General features: G+C 47.2%; 22 protein-coding genes and 1 riboswitch. Of the genes, 2 read left to right on the forward strand and 20 right to left on the reverse strand.

What is annotated here, in order from left to right:
- Positions 1-106 precede the first annotated feature (106 nt).
- The 7 genes from racE to AC4E8B_RS18765 form a co-directional block, all read right to left on the reverse strand.
- Positions 107-907, reverse strand: a complete 801-nt coding sequence (racE, locus tag AC4E8B_RS18735) for a glutamate racemase (RefSeq protein ID WP_490214829.1) — start codon at positions 905-907, stop codon at positions 107-109.
- Positions 908-917: 10 nt separating this feature from the next.
- Positions 918-1379 carry a MarR family winged helix-turn-helix transcriptional regulator gene (locus tag AC4E8B_RS18740; protein WP_490214830.1) on the reverse strand — a complete coding sequence of 154 codons (462 nt, stop codon included), beginning with the start codon at positions 1377-1379 and terminating at the stop codon, positions 918-920.
- Between the two features lie 230 nt (positions 1380-1609).
- Entirely contained in the window at positions 1610-1834 is a 225-nt protein-coding gene (gene gerE, locus AC4E8B_RS18745) for a spore germination transcription factor GerE (protein WP_009796032.1), read from the reverse strand.
- A 259-nt stretch (positions 1835-2093) separates the two neighbouring features.
- On the reverse strand, positions 2094-2558 hold the full coding sequence (locus AC4E8B_RS18750; protein WP_490214832.1) for an acyl-CoA thioesterase: 465 nt from the start codon (positions 2556-2558) through the stop codon (positions 2094-2096).
- 122 nt (positions 2559-2680) lie between these two features.
- Positions 2681-3442 carry a succinate dehydrogenase iron-sulfur subunit gene (gene sdhB / locus AC4E8B_RS18755; RefSeq protein ID WP_009796030.1) on the reverse strand — a complete coding sequence of 254 codons (762 nt, stop codon included), beginning with the start codon at positions 3440-3442 and terminating at the stop codon, positions 2681-2683.
- Between the two features lie 3 nt (positions 3443-3445).
- Positions 3446-5206 carry a succinate dehydrogenase flavoprotein subunit gene (sdhA, locus tag AC4E8B_RS18760; protein ID WP_490219779.1) on the reverse strand — a complete coding sequence of 587 codons (1761 nt, stop codon included), beginning with the start codon at positions 5204-5206 and terminating at the stop codon, positions 3446-3448.
- Positions 5207-5343: 137 nt separating this feature from the next.
- Positions 5344-5952 carry a succinate dehydrogenase cytochrome b558 subunit gene (locus AC4E8B_RS18765; protein ID WP_490214834.1) on the reverse strand — a complete coding sequence of 203 codons (609 nt, stop codon included), beginning with the start codon at positions 5950-5952 and terminating at the stop codon, positions 5344-5346.
- A gap of 393 nt (positions 5953-6345) precedes the next feature.
- Between AC4E8B_RS18765 and AC4E8B_RS18770 the strand changes: the two genes are divergently transcribed.
- The gene (locus tag AC4E8B_RS18770) at positions 6346-6795 is read left to right on the forward strand and encodes a YslB family protein (RefSeq protein ID WP_490219781.1); all 450 of its coding nucleotides are present in this window, start codon (positions 6346-6348) and stop codon (positions 6793-6795) included.
- A gap of 110 nt (positions 6796-6905) precedes the next feature.
- Here AC4E8B_RS18770 and AC4E8B_RS18775 read toward each other — a convergent pair whose 3' ends face one another.
- From AC4E8B_RS18775 to zapA, 13 genes are all read right to left on the reverse strand, one after another.
- Positions 6906-8138 carry an aspartate kinase gene (locus AC4E8B_RS18775; RefSeq protein ID WP_490214836.1) on the reverse strand — a complete coding sequence of 411 codons (1233 nt, stop codon included), beginning with the start codon at positions 8136-8138 and terminating at the stop codon, positions 6906-6908.
- A gap of 146 nt (positions 8139-8284) precedes the next feature.
- A riboswitch (Lysine riboswitch) is annotated at positions 8285-8464 on the reverse strand.
- Between the two features lie 69 nt (positions 8465-8533).
- Positions 8534-10306, reverse strand: a complete 1773-nt coding sequence (uvrC, locus tag AC4E8B_RS18780; RefSeq protein WP_490214838.1) for an excinuclease ABC subunit UvrC — start codon at positions 10304-10306, stop codon at positions 8534-8536.
- 260 nt (positions 10307-10566) lie between these two features.
- Complete coding sequence (trxA, locus tag AC4E8B_RS18785; RefSeq protein ID WP_009796020.1) at positions 10567-10881, reverse strand: thioredoxin; 315 nt, start codon at positions 10879-10881, stop codon at positions 10567-10569.
- A gap of 274 nt (positions 10882-11155) precedes the next feature.
- On the reverse strand, positions 11156-12133 hold the full coding sequence (locus AC4E8B_RS18790; protein WP_490214840.1) for an electron transfer flavoprotein subunit alpha/FixB family protein: 978 nt from the start codon (positions 12131-12133) through the stop codon (positions 11156-11158).
- 38 nt (positions 12134-12171) lie between these two features.
- The gene (locus tag AC4E8B_RS18795; protein ID WP_490214841.1) at positions 12172-12945 is read right to left on the reverse strand and encodes an electron transfer flavoprotein subunit beta/FixA family protein; all 774 of its coding nucleotides are present in this window, start codon (positions 12943-12945) and stop codon (positions 12172-12174) included.
- Positions 12946-13095: 150 nt separating this feature from the next.
- Positions 13096-13869, reverse strand: a complete 774-nt coding sequence (locus tag AC4E8B_RS18800) for an enoyl-CoA hydratase (RefSeq protein ID WP_490214842.1) — start codon at positions 13867-13869, stop codon at positions 13096-13098.
- A 51-nt stretch (positions 13870-13920) separates the two neighbouring features.
- Positions 13921-14505 (reverse strand): fatty acid metabolism transcriptional regulator FadR, encoded by a 585-nt coding sequence (gene fadR, locus AC4E8B_RS18805; RefSeq protein WP_009796016.1) that lies wholly within the window; start codon positions 14503-14505, stop codon positions 13921-13923.
- Positions 14506-14787: 282 nt separating this feature from the next.
- Positions 14788-16491 carry a long-chain-fatty-acid--CoA ligase gene (locus AC4E8B_RS18810; RefSeq protein WP_490214844.1) on the reverse strand — a complete coding sequence of 568 codons (1704 nt, stop codon included), beginning with the start codon at positions 16489-16491 and terminating at the stop codon, positions 14788-14790.
- Positions 16492-16789: 298 nt separating this feature from the next.
- A complete protein-coding gene (locus AC4E8B_RS18815) occupies positions 16790-17194 on the reverse strand; it encodes a DUF350 domain-containing protein (protein WP_490214846.1) in 405 nt (134 codons plus the stop codon).
- Between the two features lie 14 nt (positions 17195-17208).
- Positions 17209-19563 carry an endonuclease MutS2 gene (locus tag AC4E8B_RS18820; RefSeq protein WP_490214848.1) on the reverse strand — a complete coding sequence of 785 codons (2355 nt, stop codon included), beginning with the start codon at positions 19561-19563 and terminating at the stop codon, positions 17209-17211.
- Between the two features lie 95 nt (positions 19564-19658).
- Positions 19659-21377 carry a DNA polymerase/3'-5' exonuclease PolX gene (gene polX, locus AC4E8B_RS18825; RefSeq protein WP_490214849.1) on the reverse strand — a complete coding sequence of 573 codons (1719 nt, stop codon included), beginning with the start codon at positions 21375-21377 and terminating at the stop codon, positions 19659-19661.
- A 273-nt stretch (positions 21378-21650) separates the two neighbouring features.
- Positions 21651-22193, reverse strand: coding sequence for a CvpA family protein (locus AC4E8B_RS18830; RefSeq protein ID WP_490214850.1), 543 nt, complete (start codon positions 22191-22193; stop codon positions 21651-21653).
- 8 nt (positions 22194-22201) lie between these two features.
- Positions 22202-22462, reverse strand: coding sequence for a cell division protein ZapA (zapA, locus tag AC4E8B_RS18835; RefSeq protein WP_022544258.1), 261 nt, complete (start codon positions 22460-22462; stop codon positions 22202-22204).
- A gap of 226 nt (positions 22463-22688) precedes the next feature.
- Here zapA and rnhC point away from each other — a divergent pair, with 226 nt between their 5' ends.
- Positions 22689-23615, forward strand: coding sequence for a ribonuclease HIII (gene rnhC, locus AC4E8B_RS18840; protein ID WP_490214851.1), 927 nt, complete (start codon positions 22689-22691; stop codon positions 23613-23615).
- Positions 23616-23769: the final 154 nt, after the last annotated feature.

Raw genomic sequence — 23769 nt, forward strand, 5'->3', positions numbered from 1 at the left:
TTTTCTTTTAGAGATACTAGAATTGTACCATTATCGGAAGCCTTATGCTTTATTTCTGCTATTAACTTTTAAAAAACATGAACAGCAAAAGCCCCCAAAAAGGAGGCTATGCTTCCAGCTTTATTTTTTCAATATGGTCAATGGGTTTTTGCAGCCATTGGCCCGCAATCTTTGTAAAAATGCTTATGGATCCTGTCGCAAAATATTTATGGACAGGCTCGTCCGCACTTTTATTGAGCAAACCCCTGTAGTCCAGTATGGTACTGACTTCCCTTGCGGTTTCTTCACCCGAGCTGATCACTTTCACACCCGGCCCCATGACATTCTTAATCAAAGGCTCAAGCAGCGGATAGTGCGTGCACCCAAGGATCAGTGTATCAAGATCTTTGTTCCTTAAAGGCTTTAAGGTTTCAGCGACAATTTTCTTGGCTACCGCACTCCCGTATTCCCCGCTTTCCACAAGCGGTACAAATTTCGGGCAGGCCAGAGGTTTCACACATACCTTCCGGTTAATTTGCTTAAGTGCCTTTTCATATGCTTTGCTGTTAACCGTACCTTCCGTGCCGATGATTCCGATCTTATTGCTTTCGGATACCTTTATAGCCGTCCTTGCCCCAGGATAAATCACCCCGAGGACAGGGATAGGGAGCTTATCCTGTATTTCCTCAAGCACGACCGCGGTTGCCGTATTGCAGGCAATCACAAGCATTTTGATATCCCGGGTCAATAAAAACTCAGTCATCTGCCATGTAAACCGCCTTACTTCTTCAGCCGTCCTCGGACCGTAGGGGCAGCGGGCAGTATCTCCCAAATAAACGATATTCTCATTAGGCAGCTGCCTCATGACTTCTTTCGCCACTGTCAGGCCGCCGACCCCAGAATCGATGATCCCTATTGGTTGCTTCAAACATACCGCCTCATTTTTCGCGCATATCTTGGTGTAATTGCGTTAAGTTGTCCTTCAGTACCGTTACCTCATCCTTGGAGAAATTCTTGAGAACCTCACGCAAGTAAATCTGCCTCTTGACGATAACTTCTTCGATGATCCGCTCTCCCTCCGGCAGCAGATGGATGCGGACGACCCGCCTGTCATTCGGGTCCTTCACTCTTTGGACAAGCTCATTCTTTTCCATTCTGTCCACAAGATCTGTCGTTGTACTGAAGGCTAAATACATTTTATTAGAAAGCTCGCCGATTGTCATGTCCCCTTCCTCATGCAGCCACTGCAGGGCAACAAACTGAGGGGGCGTAATTGTATAATTGCTTAAGATTTCCCGGCCTTTTTGCTTAATGATGCCGGATATGTATCGAAGATCTTTCTCGATATCTGCAACAATATCAATCGTTTCGTTTATGTCTTTATTTTTTCCATGCGTCATCCCATACAACTCCCATTTTTGCATTTCCAGTCTGTATGCAGGCGGAAAGATTGCAGCTCTTTGCTTTATTGTCTACTTTTTTCATCTAATTTTCAAGATGGAAATCCAGGCAATGCAAGAAAATCCGTCAATTCAGCAGGCTTCACGTCCCCGCCCGGCACTCTCTGTCCTGCAAACCGGTCCCCTTAAATATAATAACCGGCAACCTTATGCAAGATTGCCGGCCATAATCAAAGTTCTAGCTCTCCCATTCGAAGGAGCTCTACAACGGCTTGAGAACGCCCCTTAACGCCAAGCTTTTGCATAGCATTTGAAATATGGTTGCGAACCGTTTTCTCGCTGATAAATAGTTCACCAGCGATTTCTTTCGTTGTCTTGTCTTGAACTAATAACTCGAATACTTCTCTTTCACGTTTGGTGAGTAACGGCTTGTGAGTATATTCGTTCTCCTTCAAGTATTGTAACCCTCCTTGCCTTCGCCAGCTATGAACCGCGGGATGGGTATATATTTAGTCACCATATCATATGTAATCTGTACTGGCGGAGTGACTGCATTTCCTGGAAGGAGTGATTATTTTTTTAAAAAGGGCTATTGCCTGGTCTAATTGGATATCCGCGCCATACAGCCACATGATTCATGATTCATGCTCCATACACCTGCTCCCCAAATTATATGCGCCAAAGGAGCAGGTGTGAATGAACCTGTTCCAGAGCTTAAGCGTGGATGGTTTTTCCGGCTGAAAGAAGATTCCTCATTTCCTCTGTCCAAGGTATGCCTTTGCCTGTTTTCCTGGATATCTGCACGATTGTCCCTCTGCCCGCAAAGCAGACTGCGCCATCTTTCCGTTTAGCCATATAATGCAGATCCGCGGACGACCGCCCAATGCTTTCTGCCTTTACATATATGCTGAGGCTTTCATCGAAAAATACCTGCTTCAGAAAATCGCACTGCAGATCGGCCACAACAGGGATTGTTCCGTTCTCAGGCTTCAGCCATTCCTGCATGAAGCCGATGCTCTTGAAGAATTCTATCCTTGCTTCCTCAAAATACGTGAAGGGAACGGTGTTATTCAAATGGCCAAACATATCTGTTTCCGAAAAACGGACTTTGACTGGATGGGAAAACGCAAAACTTTCCTCCCAAGCCGCAAAATCATCAACATAATTCATTTTACTCATGACGCTGCCTCCAATAATGAATGAACATTCAGTCGTTTTATATCATTATAATTTCTTTAGACGCATTTGAAAATACTATATGCACAAAAACCCCCTTTCAGCGTGAAAGGGGGCCTGTTCTATTAAGCCTGGTCGCTTCCGAAGAAGCTTCTGAATGACTGGATTGTGGTATCCCGGTTCAATGCTGCGATTGAAGTTGTCAAAGGGATGCCTTTCGGGCAGGACTGAACGCAGTTCTGGGAATTTCCGCAGTTCGCCAGTCCGCCATCGCCCATGATCTGCTCCAGGCGCTCGGATTTATTCATTTCACCAGTCGGATGGGCGTTGAACAAGCGCACCTGAGATAACGGGGCAGGACCGATGAAATCGGCTTTGCTGTTCACATTCGGGCAGGCTTCGAGGCAGACGCCGCAAGTCATGCACTTGGACAGCTCATAGGCCCATTGGCGCTTCTTCTCAGGCATGCGCGGTCCAGGTCCAAGGTCATATGTCCCGTCAATCGGAATCCATGCTTTCACCTTCTTCAGGGAGTCGAACATGCGGCTCCTATCCACCTGGAGGTCGCGGACGACAGGGAATGTGCGCATCGGCTCAAGCCTGATCGGCTGCTCCAGCTTGTCGACAAGCGCTGTACAAGATTGGCGCGGCTTGCCGTTGATGATCATTGAGCAGGCTCCGCATACTTCTTCAAGACAGTTCATGTCCCATGCGATCGGCGTTGTGCTTTCCCCTTTGGAATTGACCGGATTGCGGCGGATTTCCATCAGTGCTGAGATAACGTTCATATTAGGGCGGTAGGCCAGTTTGAACTCTTCCTGATAAGGGGCTGAATCAGGCGAGTCCTGCCGGGTGATTTGAAACGTAACTGTTTTGTTTTCAGACATCGTTTATTTTCCCCCTTTTTTCTTAGTGTAATCACGTTTACGAGGCGTGATCAGGCCTGTATCAACTTCCTCATAATGGAATTGAGGCGCTGAATCAGGACCAGCGAATTTAGCCATAGTCGTTTTCAGGAACTCATCATCATTGCGGTCAGGGAATTCCGGCTTATAGTGCGCTCCACGGCTTTCATTCCGGTTATAGGCACCAATGGTGATGACCCTGGCAAGCTGAAGCATGTTTTGAAGCTGGCGTGTGAAGACAGCTCCCTGGTTGCTCCATTTTGCCGTATCATTGATATTGATTTTTTTATAGCGTTCAAGCAATTCTACGATTTTTTCATCTGTTTTTAACAGCTTATCATTATGGCGGACAACTGTTACATTATCTGTCATCCACTCGCCAAGCTCTTTATGGAGAACATATGCATTCTCTGTTCCATCAAGGGACATGATGCTGCTCCATTTTTCTTCTTCCTGTTTGACAAAACGGTCGAAAACGGAAGAGGAAACATCGGCTGCACTCTTTTCAAGGCCAGCGATATACTCGAGCGCTTTCGGTCCGGCAACCATGCCGCCGTAGATGGCAGACAGAAGGGAGTTGGCGCCGAGGCGGTTTGCACCATGCTGGGAATAATCGCATTCCCCTGCGGCAAATAAGCCTGGGATATTCGTCATCTGATCATAATCGACCCACAGTCCGCCCATAGAATAGTGTACGGCAGGGAAGATTTTCATAGGGACCTTGCGAGGGTCATCCCCCATGAACTTTTCATAGATTTCAATGATTCCGCCAAGCTTGATGTCAAGCTCTTTAGGATCTTTATGGGAAAGGTCAAGATAAACCATGTTCTCGCCGTTGATGCCCAGCTTCTGATTCACGCAGACATCGAAGATTTCACGTGTTGCAATATCACGCGGCACCAGGTTTCCGTAGGCAGGATATTTCTCCTCCAGGAAGTACCATGGCTTTCCATCTTTATAAGTCCATACACGGCCGCCCTCACCGCGCGCCGATTCGCTCATCAGGCGCAGCTTGTCATCCCCTGGGATGGCTGTCGGGTGGATCTGGATGAATTCACCGTTTGCATAATAAGCTCCCTGCTGATAAACGATTGATGCAGCAGAGCCTGTGTTAATGACAGAGTTGGTTGATTTTCCGAAAATGATGCCAGGGCCTCCGGTTGCCATGATAACGGCATCCCCTGAGAAGGATTTAATCTCCATTGATGTGAGATTTTGAGCAATTACCCCGCGGCAGATGCCTTCATCATCGACTACAGAGCCGAGGAACTCCCAGCCTTCATATTTTGTTACAAGGCCTGCTACCTCATGGCGGCGCACCTGCTCATCCAATGCATACAAAAGCTGCTGGCCGGTCGTGGCCCCCGCAAATGCTGTCCGGTGATGCTGGGTTCCGCCGAAACGCCTGAAGTCCAGCAGTCCTTCCGGTGTACGGTTGAACATGACACCCATACGGTCCAATAGATGGATGATTCCAGGCGCTGCTTCAGTCATGGCCTTTACAGGCGGCTGATTGGCAAGGAAATCTCCCCCGTAAACCGTGTCATCGAAATGCTCCCAAGGTGAATCTCCTTCACCCTTTGTGTTGACCGCTCCATTAATACCGCCCTGGGCACAAACAGAGTGAGAACGTTTAACCGGGACCAGAGAAAACAATTCAACCGGAGTCCCTGATTCTGCTACTTTAATTGTTGCCATCAAGCCGGCCAGTCCGCCGCCGACAACGATTACTTTTCCTTTACTCATCATGGCTCACTCCCTTAATACTAGTACAGCTCTATTTCAAACTAAGCCTGAGCGCATTTTCCCATGCGCTGCGCTGAAAATTATATTATTTAAGCACATAAACATTTTGGACCGCGGAGCTGAAAACTCTGAATCTCTTAAACAAATGCCGTGATCGCGCGGATCCCAACAATGGAAAGGGCGATGAATATTGCGATTGTAACATAAGTGGAAATCAGCTGTGAGCGAGGAGTAACGGTGATTCCCCAGCTTACTGCAAAAGACCACAAACCGTTTGCAAAGTGGAATATTGTAGAAATAACGCCGACAATGTAGAACCAGAACATAAACGGATTCGACAGGATATTCTCCATCATCTGGAAGTTTACATCTGCACCGAAAGCGGCAGCAACCCTGGTCTCCCACACATGCCACGTAATGAAAACAAGCGTCACTACACCGGAAACGCGCTGGAGAAGGAACATCCAGTTACGGAAGAATCCGAATCTGCTAGCATTATTCTTAGCAGTAAAAGCAATATAAAGGCCATAGATCGCGTGGAACAGCAATGGTAGGAAGATGACTACAGTTTCTAAGACATATCTGAATGGAAGCTGCTCCATAAAGTGCGCTGCCTTGTTAAACGATTCTTCTCCTCCAGTTGCAAAATGGTTCACTACAAGATGCTGAACAAGAAACAGCCCAACTGGAATGACTCCAAGTAATGAATGCAGTCTGCGATTAAAAAACTCCCGATTACCTGCCATTGATTTACCCCCCCTGAATTTTAAAGAAATGATGCAAAGGCTTTTTCTATGAAAATATTATTTCTGGAAAATAGGGCCTTTCCACCATCGAGAAAATGTAATTATTCATTTTCTTACAATTAAGTAACATGTCCATTTTACTCCCATCGGAATAGAGCGTCAAGAAAACGGATACATAAAATATATGATATAAATAAAATTTTTAAAATATATTGATATTATATAAAGAACGAAAATCCACTCTCTGGCTATGATTCCGCATGTATAGGAGAATATATTGAAATAGCATTTTTTTCTTATAGGTCTTGAGCTGTTTTTTCTTGAATCTGTGCTTTATTCTTATCCGGATTGTATATAATAGAATCATAGAAAGAGGGGAGACGATTGAGCAATATGACATCCGCAGAAACAAAGGCCGGGCACGGGCCGGAAACCGTCCCTGCTTTCGGCTATGAATTGATAAGGGAAGACGTTCTTTCAGATATGCTGGGCAAGGATGCAGCCGAAATCCTATATTGGGCCGGCAAAAGGCTGGCCAGGAAATACCCGCTCCAAACAATGGAAGCAGTCATTGAATTTTTTGAAAGCGCCGGCTGGGGAAATCTTGCTGTAAAAGAAGAAAAAAGGAGCGAAGTGGAGCTCCAGCTTTCCAGCCCGCTTTTTGCCAGGCGCTTTAAGGAAAACCCGGACTGCACCTTCCAGCTCGAAGCCGGTTTTCTTGCACAGCAGCTGGAATCTCAAAAGGAACTGCTGTCAGAAGCCTTTGAACATCCCAAAAAAAGGGGCGGCCTTGTCCTTTTCACAGTAAAGTGGGATAAAAGAGACCGCATCAGCCCGCTCTAAGGGAAGGACCGCTGAAGCAGCACAAAAGAAGAGATGGCATGATGCGGGGCCCGCACCCGGGAAGAGAATTCTTCTTGGATGCAGCCCTGCGCATCTGCCATCTTTTTGATTTAAAGGCTCCTCGCCGGGGTGCCTGACAGTTCGAACGCTTCGTGGAGGGCTTCCACCGCTTTAACCATAAAGCTGTCACCGATGACGGTCGATACCTTGATCTCAGAAGTGCTGACCATCTTGACCTGAATCCCATTTGAAGAAAGCACCTCAAACATCTCTGCTGCCACCCCAGGATTCGACACCATGCCCGAACCGACGATAGACACTTTTGCAAGTCCTGATTCTGATTCGATCCGGTCATATTTCAGTGTATCCCGATTATTTTCCAGCACTTTTAGCGTCTCTTCCAAATCATCATTTTTAATTGAGAAAGACAGGCTTCCTGTCTGCCCTTCGGCCACGCTCTGAATGATGATATCTACATTGATATGATGGGCAGCAAGCGTCGTGAAGACAGTCGACAGGCCCTTCAGGGTGTCCTCCAGCCCAAGGATTGCTATCTTAGTAATCGCATTTTCAAATGCTACTCCCCGTACAACTAAATTTTCTTCCATTGTTGGCTCCTCCTCAATGATCGTTCCTCTTTCCCTTTCAGTGCTTGATCTTACTTCAAGCGGCACTTCATAGTTTTTGGCAAATTCAACTGCCCTCGGGTGAAGCACCCCTGCCCCGAGATTCGCAAGCTCCAGCATTTCATCATAGGAAACGGACTGCAGCTTCCTCGCTCCTTTTACATAGCGCGGATCAGTCGTATAAACTCCTGTCACATCTGTATAAATATCGCACTTATCCGCTTTAAGCGCTGCTGCCAGCGCCACTGCAGTTGTATCCGATCCCCCGCGTCCCAGCGTGCTTATGCTCCCGTCCTCAGTTACTCCCTGGAAGCCGGCAACAACGACGATCCTGCCTTGATTAAGCTGGTTCTGGATTTTCTCCGGATCGATATGTACAATCCTTGCGTTCCCATGCACAGCCTCCGTCTCTACCCCCGCCTGCCAGCCAGTGAAGGAGATGCTTTCATAGCCCTTCTCATTCAAAGCCATGCTAAAAAGGCTGATTGTCACCTGCTCCCCTGTAGTCAGGAGCATATCCATTTCACGCTTGCTTGGCGCAGCTGAAATTTCCCTGGCCAGGCCGACAAGCTGGTCAGTCGTTTTACCCATTGCAGATACAACGACAACCACATCGTTGCCTCTATTTTTTTCTTCAATTGCGCGCTCTGCTGCATTCAAGATTCTTTCTGTGCTGCCAACAGAAGTCCCTCCGAATTTCTGGACAATTAATCCCATCGTTTCTCCTTCTTTCATCTGGATATCGTGTTTCCGGCCGCCTGACATTTAAAAGAGAGGCCATCCATTGCTTATTTGAACACAAAAAAGCAATGAGAATGACCATCTCATTGCTGTGTTTAGAATACATATATAATATGCCCACACAGTGAGATAGCTCTCCAAGACGGCACTGTCTTGACAATCCGGTATTTATTCAATACAGGACCAGAAAAGAAAGAAATGAGACTTTCTTTTCTTCGGCAAACATTCCCTTTCAAAGCTTTTCATAGAAACTCATCTTTCTCTAAGCTTTTACTGATGAAGTTTGCACCTCTACCTTCACTTTAATGCTATAAAGTGATATTGCTATAAAGTTGAGACCATTATAACATAGCCCTTTTTTGATATCAATGCTATTCAGATAATTTATTCTTTAATTCCTGAGCGACATTCGCTGGAATTCCGACAGCTGTGAATTCATCCAATCCGGCTTCCTTCATTTTTTTCACGGATCCGAAGGTTTTCAATAGCAGCTTCTTCCTCTTTTCCCCAATTCCCGGAATGTCATCCAATAGTGATTGGAAGGCGCTTTTTCCCCGGAGCTGGCGGTGGAAGGTGATGGCAAATCGGTGAACCTCATCCTGGATCCGCTGCAGCAGATAAAACTCCTGGCTGTTCCGCTCAAGCGGAATGATCTCCAGCGGATTTCCATATAAAAGCTGGGAAGTCTTGTGCTTCTCATCCTTGGCAAGGCCGGATATCGGGATATCAAGCCCCAGCTCATTTTCAAGCACATCCCTTACGGATTCAATATGGCCTTTCCCGCCGTCGACAATAATAAGATCCGGAATGGGCAGACCTTCTTTCAGCACCCTGGTGTACCGCCTCCTGACAGCCTCGCGCATGGATTCATAATCATCCGGTCCCTTGACTGTCTTGATCTTATATTTTCTGTATTCACGCTTTTCCGGCTTGCCGTCAATGAATACGATCATGGCGGAAACCGGGTCCGTTCCCTGGATATTCGAATTATCAAAGGCTTCAATCCGGTGCGGCGTATAAATGCCCAGCTGCCGGCCAAGATTTTCAACCGCTTTGATGGTCCTTTCCTCATCCCTTTCTATGAGGGAGAACTTCTCCTGAAGGGCGATCCCGGCATTTTTCCCAGCAAGCTTGACAAGATCTTTCTTTTGGCCGCGCTGCGGTTTGAGCACCTTAACTTCCAGGAGCTTTTCTGCCATTTCTTCGTTGATAGAATCCGGCACCAGGATTTCACGCGGCTTGAAGTGGTTTGCCTTTGTATAGAACTGGCCCATGAATGTGAGCATTTCTTCCTCCGGCTCTCCGTACACCGGGAACAGCGAAACATCTCTTTCAATCAGCTTACCCTGCCTGATAAAGAAGACCTGGACGCACATCCAGCCTTTATCAACGGCAAAGCCGAATACATCACGGTCAGTAAAATCGGTCGATGTCATTTTCTGTTTTTCCATTGTCGCTTCAATATGGGCAATCTGGTCCCTCAGTTCCTTCGCCCTCTCAAAATCCAGTTCCTCTGCTGCAGCCGTCATTTTCACCGTAAGCTCTTTCTTGATGTCTTTGTAGCCGCCGTTCAAAAACCGTGCAATCTCATCGACAATATCTTTGTACTGCTTTTCGCTGACAGGCTTAACGCATGGCGCCAGGCACTGGCCCATATGATAGTAAAGGCACACCCTGTCAGGGAGGGTGGTACACTTTCTAAGCGGATAGATCCGGTCAAGCAGCTTTTTCGTTTCATTTGCCGCCTGGACATTCGGATATGGCCCAAAGTACTTCCCTTTGTCTTTCTTGACATTCCGGGTTGTGATCAGCCTTGGATGGCGTTCAGCTGTCAGCTTGATGAACGGGTAGCTTTTGTCATCCTTCAGCATGACATTGTATTTTGGGTCATATTTTTTGATCAGGTTCATTTCAAGGATAAGGGCTTCCATATCCGATGATGTAACAATATATTCAAAATCTTCTATTTCATTTACAAGGCGGAGCGTTTTGCCGTCATGCGAACCGGTGAAGTAGGAGCGGACACGATTTTTCAGCACCTTCGCCTTCCCAACATAGATCACGGTTTCCTGCCTGTCCTTCATAAGGTAGCAGCCAGGCTGATCCGGCAGCAGCATCAGCTTATTCTTAATTCTTTCATTCATGTATTCACCCCCGGGGCAAAGTCAATCTATATACACGCAATGCGCTGCAGTATTATTAAAATGTTGCCCTTCCATTTTAATAAAAAAAACTGAAGGAAAAAAGCAAAAAAAAGAAATGAGGGCAAGATTACTATTATAGAAACTCCATTGGATCACGTCAACATATTCATTCAAGGCATCTGATCCCCGGCAACAGAGACATAAGGCAGGATGATACATAACAAAACCCCGGCTCTTAGAACCGGGGCCATCTGTATGGCTTACGCGTGTTTTGAAAGAAGTTCGGAAAGAGCTTCTTTTGGCTGGAAGCCGACAACTTTGTCAACGACTTCGCCGTCTTTAAGAACCAGCAGTGTAGGAATGCTCATTACACCGAACTTGCCTGCTGTTTCCTGGTTTTCATCTACATCGATCTTTACGATTTTCACTTTGTCGCTCATTTCGCTGTCAAGCTCTTCAAGCACTGGCGCAATCATCTTGCATGGTCCGCACCATGGTGCCCAGAAGTCAGCAAGAACCAGGCCTGAGCCAGTTTCTGTTGCAAAAGTTTGATCAGTCGCATTTGTAATTGCCATAATATATGCCTCCTAAAAAGTATAGAGTTTGCCGGGAAGTCCCGTCTGGATTCAGATTGAACAATACAGTTTTACCGGGCAGCCTATCTTTGCCTGGCTCCCGGATCAAAACCGCCAGCTCGAATTCTAATGACAGTATATCACCGTTTCCCTGCCGAAGCTAATTATCTGTTTCGTCCGTAATATACCCTTTTAACGCTGATATATTCATGATTTTGCCCCTGAATCAAACCAGGTGCAAAAAGAGAAAGAGCGGCTGGTGCCGCTCTCCTCATTATGCGTTTACAACAACTTTCCTGAATTCCTCTGTCAGCAGCGGGAGTACTTCAAATAAGTCTCCGACGATACCATAATCAGCCACTTTGAAGATATTGGCTTCCGGGTCTTTATTGATGGCTACAATTACTTTTGAGTTGGACATCCCGGCTAAATGCTGGATGGCTCCGGAGATGCCGCATGCGATATAAAGATCTGGCGTAACTACTTTTCCGGTCTGGCCGATTTGAAGGGAATAATCGCAATACTCTGCATCACAGGCACCGCGGGAAGCTCCTACCGCTCCTCCTAGAAGATCCGCAAGCTCCTTCAACGGCCCGAAGCCGTCCTCACTCTTGACTCCCCGTCCTCCTGCTACGATTACTTTCGCTTCAGAAAGGTCTACCCCTTCTGATGCTTTTCTTACCACTTCTTTAATGATTGTACGCAGGTCTTTGATTTCAACAGAAAGTGAAGCTGTATCCCCAGTGCGTGACTCATCCTTTTCAAGCGGCGCGATATTGTTTGGCCTGATCGTTGCAAAGATCAGCCCGTCTGTGATGATCTTCTTTTCAAAAGCCTTTCCTGAATAGATCGGGCGTGTGAATACAATATTTCCGCCGCTTTCTTCGATGCTGACTGCATCAGAGATAAGGCCGGATTCAAGCTTTGCTGCGATCCGCGGCGACAGGTCTTTCCCGAGCGCCGTATGGCCGAACACAATCCCTTCCGGATTTTCCGAATCCACGACAGCCAGCAACGCCTGTGAAAAGCCGTCTGAACTATATTGCTTCAGCTTCTCATCCTCCACAGTGACAACCCTGTCTGCTCCGTACTGGATCAGCTCTGCTCCCAATGAGCTGACTGAATCCCCGATCAGAACGCCGACAACCTCTCCTCCTTCAGATGCAGTTTTGGCAGCTGCAATTGCTTCGAACGACACATTTCGCAGTGATCCGTCCCTGACTTCGCCCAATACCAATACTTTTCTAGCCATTTTGTGTACCTCCTGAGTATTTATTCTGTATCAATGAATTAAATGACTTTCGCTTCAGTGTGAAGAAGGCTGACAAGCTCTTTGACCTGGTCTTCAAGGTCACCCTCCAGCACTTTACCGGCTTCCTTCTTCGGAGGAAGATATATTTCGATCGTCTTTGTCTTTGCCTCTACATCGTCTTCTTCAAGGTCAAGATCATCCAGTTCAAGCTCCTCAAGCGGCTTCTTCTTGGCCTTCATGATTCCCGGAAGAGAAGGATATCTAGGTTCATTCAAGCCTTGCTGGGCTGTAGCCAGAAGCGGCAGGCTCGTTTCAATCACTTCGGAATCACCCTCAACATCGCGGACGATCGTTGCTGTTGTTCCGCTGATGTCCAGTTTGGTGATGGTTGTGATATAAGGGATGTCCAGCAGTTCTGCGACACGCGGCCCGACCTGGCCTGAGCCCCCGTCAATGGCCACATTTCCTGCGAGGATCAAATCGGCTTCTTTGCCTTTTAAGTATTCGGACAGAATCTTGGCTGTTGTGAACTGGTCGCCTGCTTCCACATCATCTTCCGTATTGATCAGGACCGCTTTATCAGCTCCCATCGCAAGTGCAGTGCGCAGCTGCTTTTCAGCTTCCTCCGTTCCTACGGAAATGACCGTGACTTCACCGCCATGCTCATCCCTTACCTGGATGGCTTCCTCGACGGCATACTCATCGTACGGATTAATGATGAATTCTGCGCCGTCTTCATTGATCTGGCCGCCTGAAATGGAGATTTTTTCCTCAGTATCAAAGGTTCTTTTCAATAATACATAAATGTTCATTATGTTCCCTCCCAAATTGATAGGTTAGATGAATTGAATAATTGTGTGCGTTTACATTTTTGAAAAGATAATGAGTTTAAAAGATTGGGAAAATTCAGGGTGTAGTAAATCCCCAGCCATGAAGCTGAGGGAAATACTCTTTTACAGCACTTATTTTCCTTTGAAATCAGGCTCTCTTTTTTCAATGAAAGCAGAGATCCCTTCCTGCCCATCTTCAGAAGCAAATACTTTTCCGAAGAGTTCAGCTTCTTTTTCCACCCCATTATAAAATTCAGCATGCTTGGAATAGCTGAGAAGCTCAATGGCCGCTTTCAGCGCGACCGGGCTCTTCCTGGCAATTTTCTTTGCCATTTTAAACGCATTCTCCAGCAGCTCTTCTTCCGGGAATGCGTGGTTGGCCAAGCCATACTGGACTGCCTGGATGCCTGTGATCGGATCACTTGTGAACAGCATTTCCGCTGCCAGCGCAGACCCTACCAGCCTTGGCAGCCGCTGTGTGCCGGCAAAGCCCGGTACAAGGCCAAGCTGCAGCTCTGGAAGGCCCAGCTTGGCTGTTTCGGAAACAAGCCTGAAATGACAGCCCATGGCAAGCTCAAGCCCCCCTCCGAGCGCCGCTCCGTGGATAGCTGCAATGATCGGCTTAGGAAATGATTCCATCCTTTCAAACAGATCCTGGCCGGACTTGCCCAGTTTAGAAAAGTCGCCGCTGGACTCTATTTCTGTAAATTCTTTGATGTCAGCGCCCGCTGAGAAGAAGCGGCCTTCCCCGTGGATGAGGACCACCCGGACCCCGTCTGTTTCTTCGATTTCATCCAATACACTGGAAAGCTCTTTCAGCAGGCCGGAAGAAAGCGCATTTGCAGGAGGCCGGCTGATTGCAATTTCGGCAACCATATCCTGGTGTGACCAAGTTAAATACTCCATGTTTACCCTCCTATAATCGTCGGTTTACTCTTATATCAGAGTCTGCCTGCACTAGCGGCTGGAACAGCCGTGCACAAGCAGTTTATGGACAGCAGGGGCCAGATCAGTCAGGCTGTACTTTTGGTCATTCATGACCCAGGTTGTTACGGTTTCGTCTATTGTGCCGAAAATCATCTGCCTGGCCAGCCTGATATCAAGCGAGGGTGAAAATTCCCCTGTTTCAATTCCTGATGCAAGTATCTGATCGATCGCCTTCAAATAACCTTTCAGCACGTCATTGATTTTTAAGCGCAGATCTTTATTGGACTGCCTTAATTCAAGCTGGGTGACAATGGCCAGGTGGTGATCTTCAGATAAAAGCTTGAAGTGATTTTCGACCATCATTAATAACTTCTCTGTGGCTGAATCATTTCCTGCAATATTCTGTTCGATTTTTTCAACAAAAGATCCCATTTTTTCTTCAAAAAGGGAGATCAGGATATCTTCCTTATTCTTAAAATATAAGTATATCGTCCCGTCAGCCACCCCGGCCTGCCTCGCAATTTTCGAAACCTGGGCCTGGTGGTAGCCGTTTTCTGCTATAACCACTACAGCAGCTTCAATGATTTGCATATATTTAGGTTTATTCTTCTTCAACATTTTTCCCCCGTTCAATTTATCAAAAAGCGCAAAGAAAGGGATAATGCTGTCATGCAGATTGTTCCTTTGTGCTAAAATGAATGAATCATCATTCATAATTTTATAATAGTATTACAAGCAAAAGTTGTCAAGAATTTGTCATGATAAATTTTCTTATGGGCGCTGCGGCGGACAAGCTCTATTTTTCAAAATAAAGAGTCCGAATGGAGGTCCGGCCTCAAGAAGGATCTGAATCTGTTTGTTTATACTTTACTCTATTATCCGCTATTTTGAAAAGAATCAGGCTTGCTTTTTCTGTTCTTCTTCCAATTTCTTTTTCTCTTCTTCTACAAGCGCCCGGCGCAGTATTTTCCCGACGGCTGTTTTCGGAAGCTCACTCCTGAATTCATAGATCCTTGGAACCTTGTAGGCAGCCAGATGCTTCCGGGCAAACTCATTCAATTCCTCTTCGGTTGCCTCATGCCCCTCTTTCATGACTATATAGGCTTTGACCGTTTCCCCCCTGTATGGGTCAGGAATCCCTGCAGCGACAACTTCCTGTACGCCCGGATGTTCATAGATGACTTCTTCTATTTCACGCGGGTAAATATTGAAGCCGCCGGCAATGATCATATCTTTTTTGCGGTCCACAACATAGAAATAGCCTGATTCATCCATATACCCAAGATCCCCTGTAAGGAGCCAGCCGTCCTTTAAAGTCTGGGCCGTATCCTCCGGACGGTTCCAGTAGCCTTTCATAACCTGAGGGCCCTTTACTGCTATTTCCCCCACTTCCCCGGGAGGCAGCTTTTCGCCATTTTCCATGGAGAATACGGCAGCATCTGTATCAGGCCATGGAACACCTATGCTTCCTTTGACGCGGGGACGATCCCATAAATAGTTTGAATGGGTGACCGGAGAAGATTCTGTCAGCCCGTAGCCTTCAACAAGCTTGCCTCCCGTCACTTCCTCAAAACGCTGCTGTACTTCAACCGGCAGGGGAGCCGAGCCGCTGATGCAGGAATCAATCGATGACAGGTCATATTTCTGAAGATCCGGATGGTTGAGAAGCCCTATATAGATGGTTGGCGCTCCTGGAAACAGGGTTGGCTTTTGCTTTTGAATGGTTTTCAAGGTTGTCTCGGCATCAAATTTCGGAAGAAGGACCATTTTATACGCCTGCATGATGGAAAGGATCATCACGGTGGTCATCCCGTACACATGAAAAAACGGCAGCAGGCCGAGAACAATTTCTTCCCCGCGGCGGCATTTGTAGAGCCAGGCCTGGCACATGGAAGCATTGCTGACAAGATTCCTGTGGGTAAGCATGACCCCTTTCGGAAATCCTGTGGTTCCGCCTGTATATTGCAAAAGGGCGATATCCTCTTCGTAGTCGAAGCTGTACTCCTTAAGGCGGCCGATTGGACGCTTCAATATTTCCTTCAGCAAATGATTATTTCCTTCATGCTTTACATTGACTACGATGCCATATTGCTTTTTCTGGATGTATGGGTAGGCCAGGTTCTTCGGGAATGGCAGCGCATCTTTGACAGCGGTTACAATAATATGTTCGATCCCTGTTTTTGGGACAGCCTTTGAAACACGCGGAAACAGAATATCAAGTGTTATAATGGCTTTCGCTCCGGAATCCTTCATCTGGTACTCAATTTCTCTTTCCATATAAAGCGGATTGGTCTGGACTACCACCCCGCCCGCCATCAGGATGCCATAGTAGCTGATGACCGACTGCGGAGTGTTGGGAAGCATGATGGCCACTCTGTCCCCTTTTTCGATGCCAAGCCCCTGGAGATAGGATGCAAGCTTGAGCGCCTGCTCATACACCTCCTTAAACTTAAACTCCCTGCCCATAAAGTGAATGGCGCTTTTAGATGGGAATTCCTCTGCCGCTCTTTTTAAATACTCCTGTACCGGTTCGTCTGTGTATGTCAAAGTCGGGGGGATATCTTCCGGATAGCTTTGAAGCCAAGGCCTTTCTTCTGTCATTTTTTTCCCTCCTTCAAAATAATTTGTTAGAACATTCTAACTGTTCACATTCATTATAGTATAAGGGAATAATCATGACAATCTGTATGAGCCAAAGGACCTGCTGTTTCGTTCTTAAAAAATAAAAAAACTGCAGGCATACCCGGCTGTGCGGGTTTGCCTGCAGTTTCTCCCGCCATATCCCGGCGGTTTTATATCTATGCGATGAAAAATATATACACGGCTCCGATGACTATGAATAGTCCGCAAAGCACCAGCAGAATTTTCGCCAATTTTTCCACAGTACTCCCGCTCCCTGTTAGATGCCTGCCCCGATGACGTATGACAATCCGATTGAGATGATCATGGAAATGAATCCGACCGCCTTGTTATTCTTTTCGATTTCTTCATCGATCCTGAACTTCGGGGTCAGGAATTCATAAATGAAATAGCCTGTCAGCAAAAGGAAAAAGCCAAAGACCCCCCAGCCGACCATGGTGAAAAGTGAATCATGCTGGGAGATGGAATGCCTGAAGATGTTGGCGATCCCGAATATCTTCCCCCCTGTTGCCATGGCTACAGCAATATTGCCATTTTTGATTTCTTCCCAGTTTTTATATTTAGTGACAAGCTCAAAGATAGCTAAAAACACAATCATGCACAAAATGACGACACTGTAATAAGCTGCTGTCTGGATATACTCATTTTCCCAAAAACCGTTCATTCAGACTCTCCCCATCATTTGAACTCCACCACGGTTACCCCTGATCCGCCCTCACCCGCTTCCCCGAAGCGGATCCGCTTTACAGACCGGTGGTTCTTCAAGTATTCCTGCACGCCCTGGCGCAGGGCCCCTGTCCCTTTTCCATGGATGATCGAGACACGGGGATAATTGGACAAGAGCGCATCATCAATATATTTCTCTACTCTGATCAGCGCATCCTCATACCGCTCGCCGCGCAGGTCCAGCTCAAGGCCCACCTGTGAATCCCTGCCTTTTACAATTGCCATCGCCTTGGTCTCCTTCGGCTTTGGACTTTTAATGAATTCCAGATCCCGCTCTTTTACCTTCATTTTCAGGATGCCGATCTGGACCTGCCATTCATCATCTGAAGCTTTTTCAAGCAGCAGCCCTTTTTGGCCGAAGGTAAGCACCTTCACTTCATCCCCTGCAGCAAAATCATGCTTGTCAGCCTTCCTGGCCTCTTTTTTGCTTTTGCTAATTTTCGGCGCAGCATCATCCAGCTTCTTCCGGGCGTCGATCAGCTCATGCTCTTTCACTTCAGCATGCTTTTCGATGCGCATCTTTCTGAGATCCCGGATGATCTCTTCTGCTTCCGATTTAGCTTTCTCTATTATGTCAGCCGCTTTGGCAGCAGCCTTTTCCTGCATTTCATCCTTCTGCTCATAATACTCCATCATCTGTTTCTGCATGTCCTTATGGAGCATATCAGCACCGCGCAGCAGCTCGTGGGCCTCTTCCAGCTCTTTTTCCGCCTGGCGCCTGCTGTCTTCAAGAGATGCAATCATATTCTCAATCTGGCTGCTGTCCTCGCTCACATGGGAGCGTGCAGATTCGATGACTGAATTGCCGAGGCCAAGGCGCCTTGAGATTTCAAAGGCGTTGCTCCGTCCCGGCACCCCGATCAGGAGCTTATAAGTAGGGCTGAGCGTCTCAATATCGAATTCGACACTTGCATTGATAACTCCTTCCCTGTTATAGCCATATGCCTTCAATTCAGGATAATGGGTGGTCGCAATGACACGGCTGCCCCTTTTGTATACCTCATCAAGGATTGATATGGCAAGGGCTGCCCCTTCCTGCGGATCTGTCCCTGCCCCGAGCTCATCGAAAAGGACGAGGCTTTCGAAATCTGCCCTGGCTAAAATATCCACAATATTGACCATATGGGAAGAGAATGTACTCAAGCTCTGCTCAATGGACTGCTCATCCCCGATATCGGCATAGACAGCCCCGAATACAGACACCTCTGATCCATCCAGAGCAGGAATCTGCAGGCCTGCCTGGGCCATGAGGGTACACAATCCCACAGTCTTAAGCGTTACAGTCTTTCCCCCGGTATTCGGTCCTGTAATCACAATGGTCGTGTAATCCTTGCCAAGGGAAATATCGTTAGCAACCGCTTCATCTATCGGCAAAAGCGGATGCCTTGCCTTGAACAGGTTGATCCTGCGCTCATTATTCACTTCCGGCTTGGATGCTTTCAGCCTCCTGCTGTACCTTCCCTTTGCAAACATAAAGTCAACCTCTGCCAGGACCTCAACGATAATATCGAGCTCCGGCTGAAATGCCGCTGCACGCCCGGACAGTTCGACCAGTATGCGTTCAATTTCCTGCTGTTCCTTCACCCTGATGCTCTGCAGCTCATTGTTCAGCTGCACGATTGCCTGCGGCTCAATGAACAGCGTCTGCCCTGATGAGCTCTGGTCGTGGATGATTCCCCCGTAATGGCCGCGGTATTCCTGTTTGACCGGGATAACAAAGCGGTCATTCCGGATGGTGATAATGGCATCTGACAGCATTTTCGCCGCATTGGAAGAGCGGATCATGCTCTCCAGCCGCTCACGCACCCGGGACTCCCTTGTGCGGAGCTGTGTCCGGATGGACCGGAGGGCATCGCTCGCACTATCCAGCATTTCGCCGTTTTCATCGACTGCCATGCGGATGGCCTCTTCAAGCTCAGCCAGCACAATCACCCTGTCCATATACTCAGTCAGGATCGGCAGCTCAGATTCTTCGTTTGAAAAATCATCAACAAAGCGCTTCAGCTGTCTGCTTGCATGGATGGTGCTTGCGATCTGCACCAGTTCCTGAGGGCTCAGCATGCCTCCTATCACTGATCGTTTCACATGGGGACGGATATCAAATATGCCCCCAAGCGGAATATTGCCTTTTATCCGCAGCACTTTAACCGCTTCATCTGTTTCCTCCTGCAGCCGCACCACTTCTTCGTAATCGGCAGAAGGAAGGAGCATTTCTGCTTTTCTCCGCCCCAGCGAAGATGAAACATGCTCAAGCAGCTGCTCCCTGACTTTATTAAACTCAAGCACTTTAAGCACCCGTGAATCCATGGAGTAATTCCTCCCTTTTTCTTTCTAGTCCTAATCCTTCTCTATATAAGCCCCAGGCACGGCTATTGATTCTCCGCCTTCGCCAAAGGGATCACTCAATCATTTCGTTTAAGGAAGGAAAGAAGTTCTTCCATACTGTAAGCATTTATCACATTTTCCTTCCTCAGCCATGCCTTTCTCCCTGCTGCAGCACCGATTTCCATATGGATGAGAGTATCAAGCTTATGCGCATCTGTATTGATGACAAGCTTCACTCCCGCCTCCTGTGCCTTCCTTAGGTGCTCTGCGGCCAGATCAAGCCGGTTGGGGTTGGCGTTCAGCTCCAGGGCAGTATTTGTCTCCCTGGCAAGCTCGATCAGCATCTCCATGTCCACCTGATAGCCTTCCCTCCGGCCGATCAGCCTGCCGGTCGGGTGGGCGATGATATCCACATGGCCGTTCATCAGGGCCGTCTTCAGACGGTCCATTATTTTTTCCTTAGGCTGGCTGAAAGACGAATGGATCGAGGCGATGACCACATCCACTTCTGCCAGCAGCTCATCATCGAAATCAAGTGTTCCATCCGGAAGGATATCCATCTCAATCCCTGATAGGATCGTTATATCATCATACTTTTCATTCAGGATCCTTATTTCTTCCATCTGCTTGCGCAATCTCTCCGGCGTCAGGCCATTCGCCACCTTCAGGTACTGGGAATGATCAGTGATGGCCAAATATTGATAGCCTCTTTTGCGGCATGCCTCTGCCATTTCTTCAATGGTGTGGGCACCGTCGCTCCAGGTGGAGTGCATATGAAGATCTCCCTTTATATCTTCCAGGGAAATGAGCGCCATGCCTGCCTTAAAATCTTCTACCTCACGGCCGTCCTCGCGGATTTCCGGAGGAATGAAAGGAAGGCCGAAATGCGCATAAAAGGCTTCTTCATCCTTAAAAGTAAGAGTTTCACCCGTTTCAGCATTCTCAACACCATACTCGCTTATTTTTTCTCCGCGTTCCTTTGCCAGCTGACGCATCCGCACATTATGGTCCTTAGAGCCGGTAAAATGATGAAGCGCTGTCGCAAATTCATCCTGTGAGACGATCCGGAAATCAGCAGACACATCATACTGATGATCAAATGTCAGCGAGACCTTTGTATCGCCTGCAGCAATGACATCCTTGATGCCTGGAAGATTGAGCAGGGCTTCTTTCACTGCTGAAGGATCATCGGAAGCTATGATAAAATCCAGGTCCTTGACTGTTTCCCGCATCCTGCGCAGGCTCCCTGCCCTGGAGAACCTGATGATCGATTCCACCCCTGCAAGCCTTGCTTCAATATCCTCTGCAATCGGAAGCATAAAGGCAGCAGGGAGGCGGTCCGGCCTTTTGCCGGCATTGGCCAGCGCTTCAAGGATTTTTTCCTCTGTTTTCTTTCCGAAGCCTGCAAGCGCCTGAACTCTGCTGTCCCTGCACGCCTGCTCAAGGTCTTCAGCATCCTCTACCCCAAGCTCCTTATAGAGCTTTGCTATCTTCTTGCCGCCAAGGCCCGGGAGCTGGAGCAGCGGGATAAGGCCCGCAGGCACTTCTTCCTGCAGCTCCTTCAGCACGGCTGATGTTCCTTCTTCGATATATTCCTCGATGACCGCTGCCGTCCCTTTGCCGATTCCGGAAAGCTTGGTAAAATCCTTTATTTCTGAAAACTTGTCATCATTTGCTTCCAGGGCTCCTGCAGCCTTCCGGAATGCCGCAACCTTGAACGGGTTTTCACCCTTCAATTCCATATATACTGCTATTGTCTCCAATAGTCTTACCACATCTTTTTTATTCGGGTTCATTTTCTGCACCTGCCTTTAGAACATTCTCTCTGCTTATCCTTACCCTGAAACAGCGATTATTCTCCCATTACATCCAGGAGAGCATATAAGTATAATAGCAAACATAGCCTTCTATCATGATTTTTTAAAACCATGTGTTAAACATTACTGTTTTGAGCTCTTTCAGCACAGCTGAATGGCATGTGAAACAGAGTTTGACATACATGAGCCCAAAATCAACTGTGAACACTCATGCAGCTTTATAAAAAGAAAACTCCTCTGCGCTAAGAGAAGTTATGCAGCCTTATATTCAATCCACATTTCCTTAAGCTGCTGCGAAAGTGCAGGTGTATGGTTTATGATGAACTTTGCCGTGCCTGAATCACTGATTGGCTGCTGGACTGCTTCCACAGGCAGCAGTGCTCCTATGTATAATAAGATAAAAATGATAAGATAGACTTCAGCAAAACCGAGCAGTCCGCCTGCCCAGACATTAAGCTGCTTCAGCACTGGCAGTGAAGATACAAAATCCAGCATGCTGCCGATGATCTGCAGAATGATTCTCACAGCAAAAAAAATCACGACAAAAGCAATGGCGCGATAATAGGCATCCTCCATATTGGCATTGTCGAAAAACAGCTGAAGGGAAGAATCGCTTCCAAAATTCGGGTAGGGCACCCAGAGGTTCAGCTTTGGAGCGAGATCATCGTAGTACATATTAGCTGCGATAAAAGCAACGATGAAGCCTGCTAGATGGATGAGCTGAAGGATAAAACCCCTTTTTAATCCCATAAAAAATCCAAATATAAGTATTACCAAAATAGCGAGATCCAACATGACCCTGTTCAGTCCTTTACTCTTTTTAATTCATCTTCAAGCCGTTCAAGGCGGTCTAATATCTTAATATAATCATTAACGGCATTGACTGCCGTCAGGACGGCAAGCTTGCTGCTGTCAAGTGAAGGATTCATGGAGCTTATTTCGCGCATCTTTTCATCAACCATCGAAGCGACAAGCCGGATATGGCCTGAGCTTTCCTGGCCGACGATGACATACTGCTGTCCATAAATATCAACACTTGTGCGGTTTTTCTGCGTATCTGACAACGCTAATGCCCCCATTCCTTCCAAATCCTAATCTATATGATAACATGAACGTAAAAGAGTGGGAAGTCAAAGCCTGTCAAATTAAGCCGCATCAAGGGGAATGCTGCTGTTTTAAAGACCGGACAGCCATTTGCAGGAGGACTGATGCCGGGTTAATCTGCGGATTCAATTTTGATCTGTATAGTTTTGTTTATACATATATATATTTCTTTTAGGAGTGGTAGAGATGAGCCATGTTGTACTTCAGAAACGTCCCTCGGAAATCGAAGAAATGAAAGCTTACTATAAGCCGAATCTGACTGGGAAAACACCCCAGGGAGGCATTTTTGCCGCCAAAACGGCAAACTGCAGCATAACTGCATATAAATCCGGAAAGGTACTTTTCCAGGGAGCAGGCAGCACCGCTGAAGCAGCAAAGTGGGGGACCCCCGCTGAAAAAAAGGATGCTCCAGCTAAAAGCCCTCAAGGTTCCCACCTTCCTCCTTTCTTTGAAAAACTGTCAGTCATCGGCTCAGATGAAGTCGGGACAGGCGATTATTTCGGACCGATTACGGTAGTTGCCGCCTATGCCAAGAAAGAAAACCTCCCCCTGCTGAAGGAGCTGGGCGTAAAGGACTCAAAAAATCTAAAAGACGAACAGATAATCAGAATTGCCAAGGAAATAAAAGAGGTTGTGCCGTACAGCCTGCTGACCCTTAAAAACAGCAAATACAACCAGCTTCAGCAGTCTGGCATGTCCCAGGGGAAAATTAAAGCCCTCCTGCATAATCAGGCAATCGGAAACGTACTGAAAAAGATGGCCCCCGAAAAGCCTGAAGCCATTCTGATTGACCAGTTTGCCCAAGAAAATGTGTATTATAATTACCTGAAAGGGCAGTCTGTGATCCAAAGGGAAGATGTCTTTTTCAGCACAAAGGCTGAGGGAATCCATCTTTCGGTCGCTGCTGCTTCCATACTGGCCCGCTATGCCTTCCTCCGGTATTTCGACAAGCTCAGTGAAGAAGCCGGATTTACCCTGCCAAAAGGGGCCGGGGCCCAGGTCGATAAAGCAGCTGCAAGGCTGATCAAGGCTAAAGGCCGGCAAGTTCTGCCTGATTTTGTAAAATTGCATTTCGCTAATACAGAGAAGGCTTCGCGGATTGCGGGTATATAGACATAGATCTAAAAGAAAGCCTATAGCTGATTCAATTTGCAAACAAAAGGGGTACGGAAAAAATTCTTCCGTGCCCCTTTTAAACGTTGCGTCTTTTAAGTGCAATGTATGCAGACTCCTGCAAGATTGCAGCGGCAATACTAAGACCCCTCAG

The organism is Bacillus sp. SRL543, from assembly GCF_984799205.1.

Bases quoted from the DNA above. Each gene is read 5' to 3' on its own strand.
- AC4E8B_RS18740 (WP_490214830.1), bottom strand. From the start codon at position 1,379: ATGACGCATGGAAAAAATAAAGACATAAACGAAACGATTGATATTGTT.
- AC4E8B_RS18750 (WP_490214832.1), bottom strand. From the start codon at position 2,558: ATGAGTAAAATGAATTATGTTGATGATTTTGCGGCTTGGGAGGAAAGT.
- sdhB (WP_009796030.1), bottom strand. From the start codon at position 3,442: ATGTCTGAAAACAAAACAGTTACGTTTCAAATCACCCGGCAGGACTCG.
- sdhA (WP_490219779.1), bottom strand. From the start codon at position 5,206: ATGAGTAAAGGAAAAGTAATCGTTGTCGGCGGCGGACTGGCCGGCTTG.
- AC4E8B_RS18765 (WP_490214834.1), bottom strand. From the start codon at position 5,952: ATGGCAGGTAATCGGGAGTTTTTTAATCGCAGACTGCATTCATTACTT.
- AC4E8B_RS18770 (WP_490219781.1), top strand. From the start codon at position 6,346: ATGACATCCGCAGAAACAAAGGCCGGGCACGGGCCGGAAACCGTCCCT.
- AC4E8B_RS18775 (WP_490214836.1), bottom strand. From the start codon at position 8,138: ATGGGATTAATTGTCCAGAAATTCGGAGGGACTTCTGTTGGCAGCACA.
- uvrC (WP_490214838.1), bottom strand. From the start codon at position 10,306: ATGAATGAAAGAATTAAGAATAAGCTGATGCTGCTGCCGGATCAGCCT.
- trxA (WP_009796020.1), bottom strand. From the start codon at position 10,881: ATGGCAATTACAAATGCGACTGATCAAACTTTTGCAACAGAAACTGGC.
- AC4E8B_RS18790 (WP_490214840.1), bottom strand. From the start codon at position 12,133: ATGGCTAGAAAAGTATTGGTATTGGGCGAAGTCAGGGACGGATCACTG.
- AC4E8B_RS18795 (WP_490214841.1), bottom strand. From the start codon at position 12,945: ATGAACATTTATGTATTATTGAAAAGAACCTTTGATACTGAGGAAAAA.
- AC4E8B_RS18800 (WP_490214842.1), bottom strand. From the start codon at position 13,869: ATGGAGTATTTAACTTGGTCACACCAGGATATGGTTGCCGAAATTGCA.
- AC4E8B_RS18810 (WP_490214844.1), bottom strand. From the start codon at position 16,491: ATGACAGAAGAAAGGCCTTGGCTTCAAAGCTATCCGGAAGATATCCCC.
- AC4E8B_RS18815 (WP_490214846.1), bottom strand. From the start codon at position 17,194: ATGAACGGTTTTTGGGAAAATGAGTATATCCAGACAGCAGCTTATTAC.
- AC4E8B_RS18820 (WP_490214848.1), bottom strand. From the start codon at position 19,563: ATGGATTCACGGGTGCTTAAAGTGCTTGAGTTTAATAAAGTCAGGGAG.
- polX (WP_490214849.1), bottom strand. From the start codon at position 21,377: ATGAACCCGAATAAAAAAGATGTGGTAAGACTATTGGAGACAATAGCA.
- AC4E8B_RS18830 (WP_490214850.1), bottom strand. From the start codon at position 22,193: ATGTTGGATCTCGCTATTTTGGTAATACTTATATTTGGATTTTTTATG.
- rnhC (WP_490214851.1), top strand. From the start codon at position 22,689: ATGAGCCATGTTGTACTTCAGAAACGTCCCTCGGAAATCGAAGAAATG.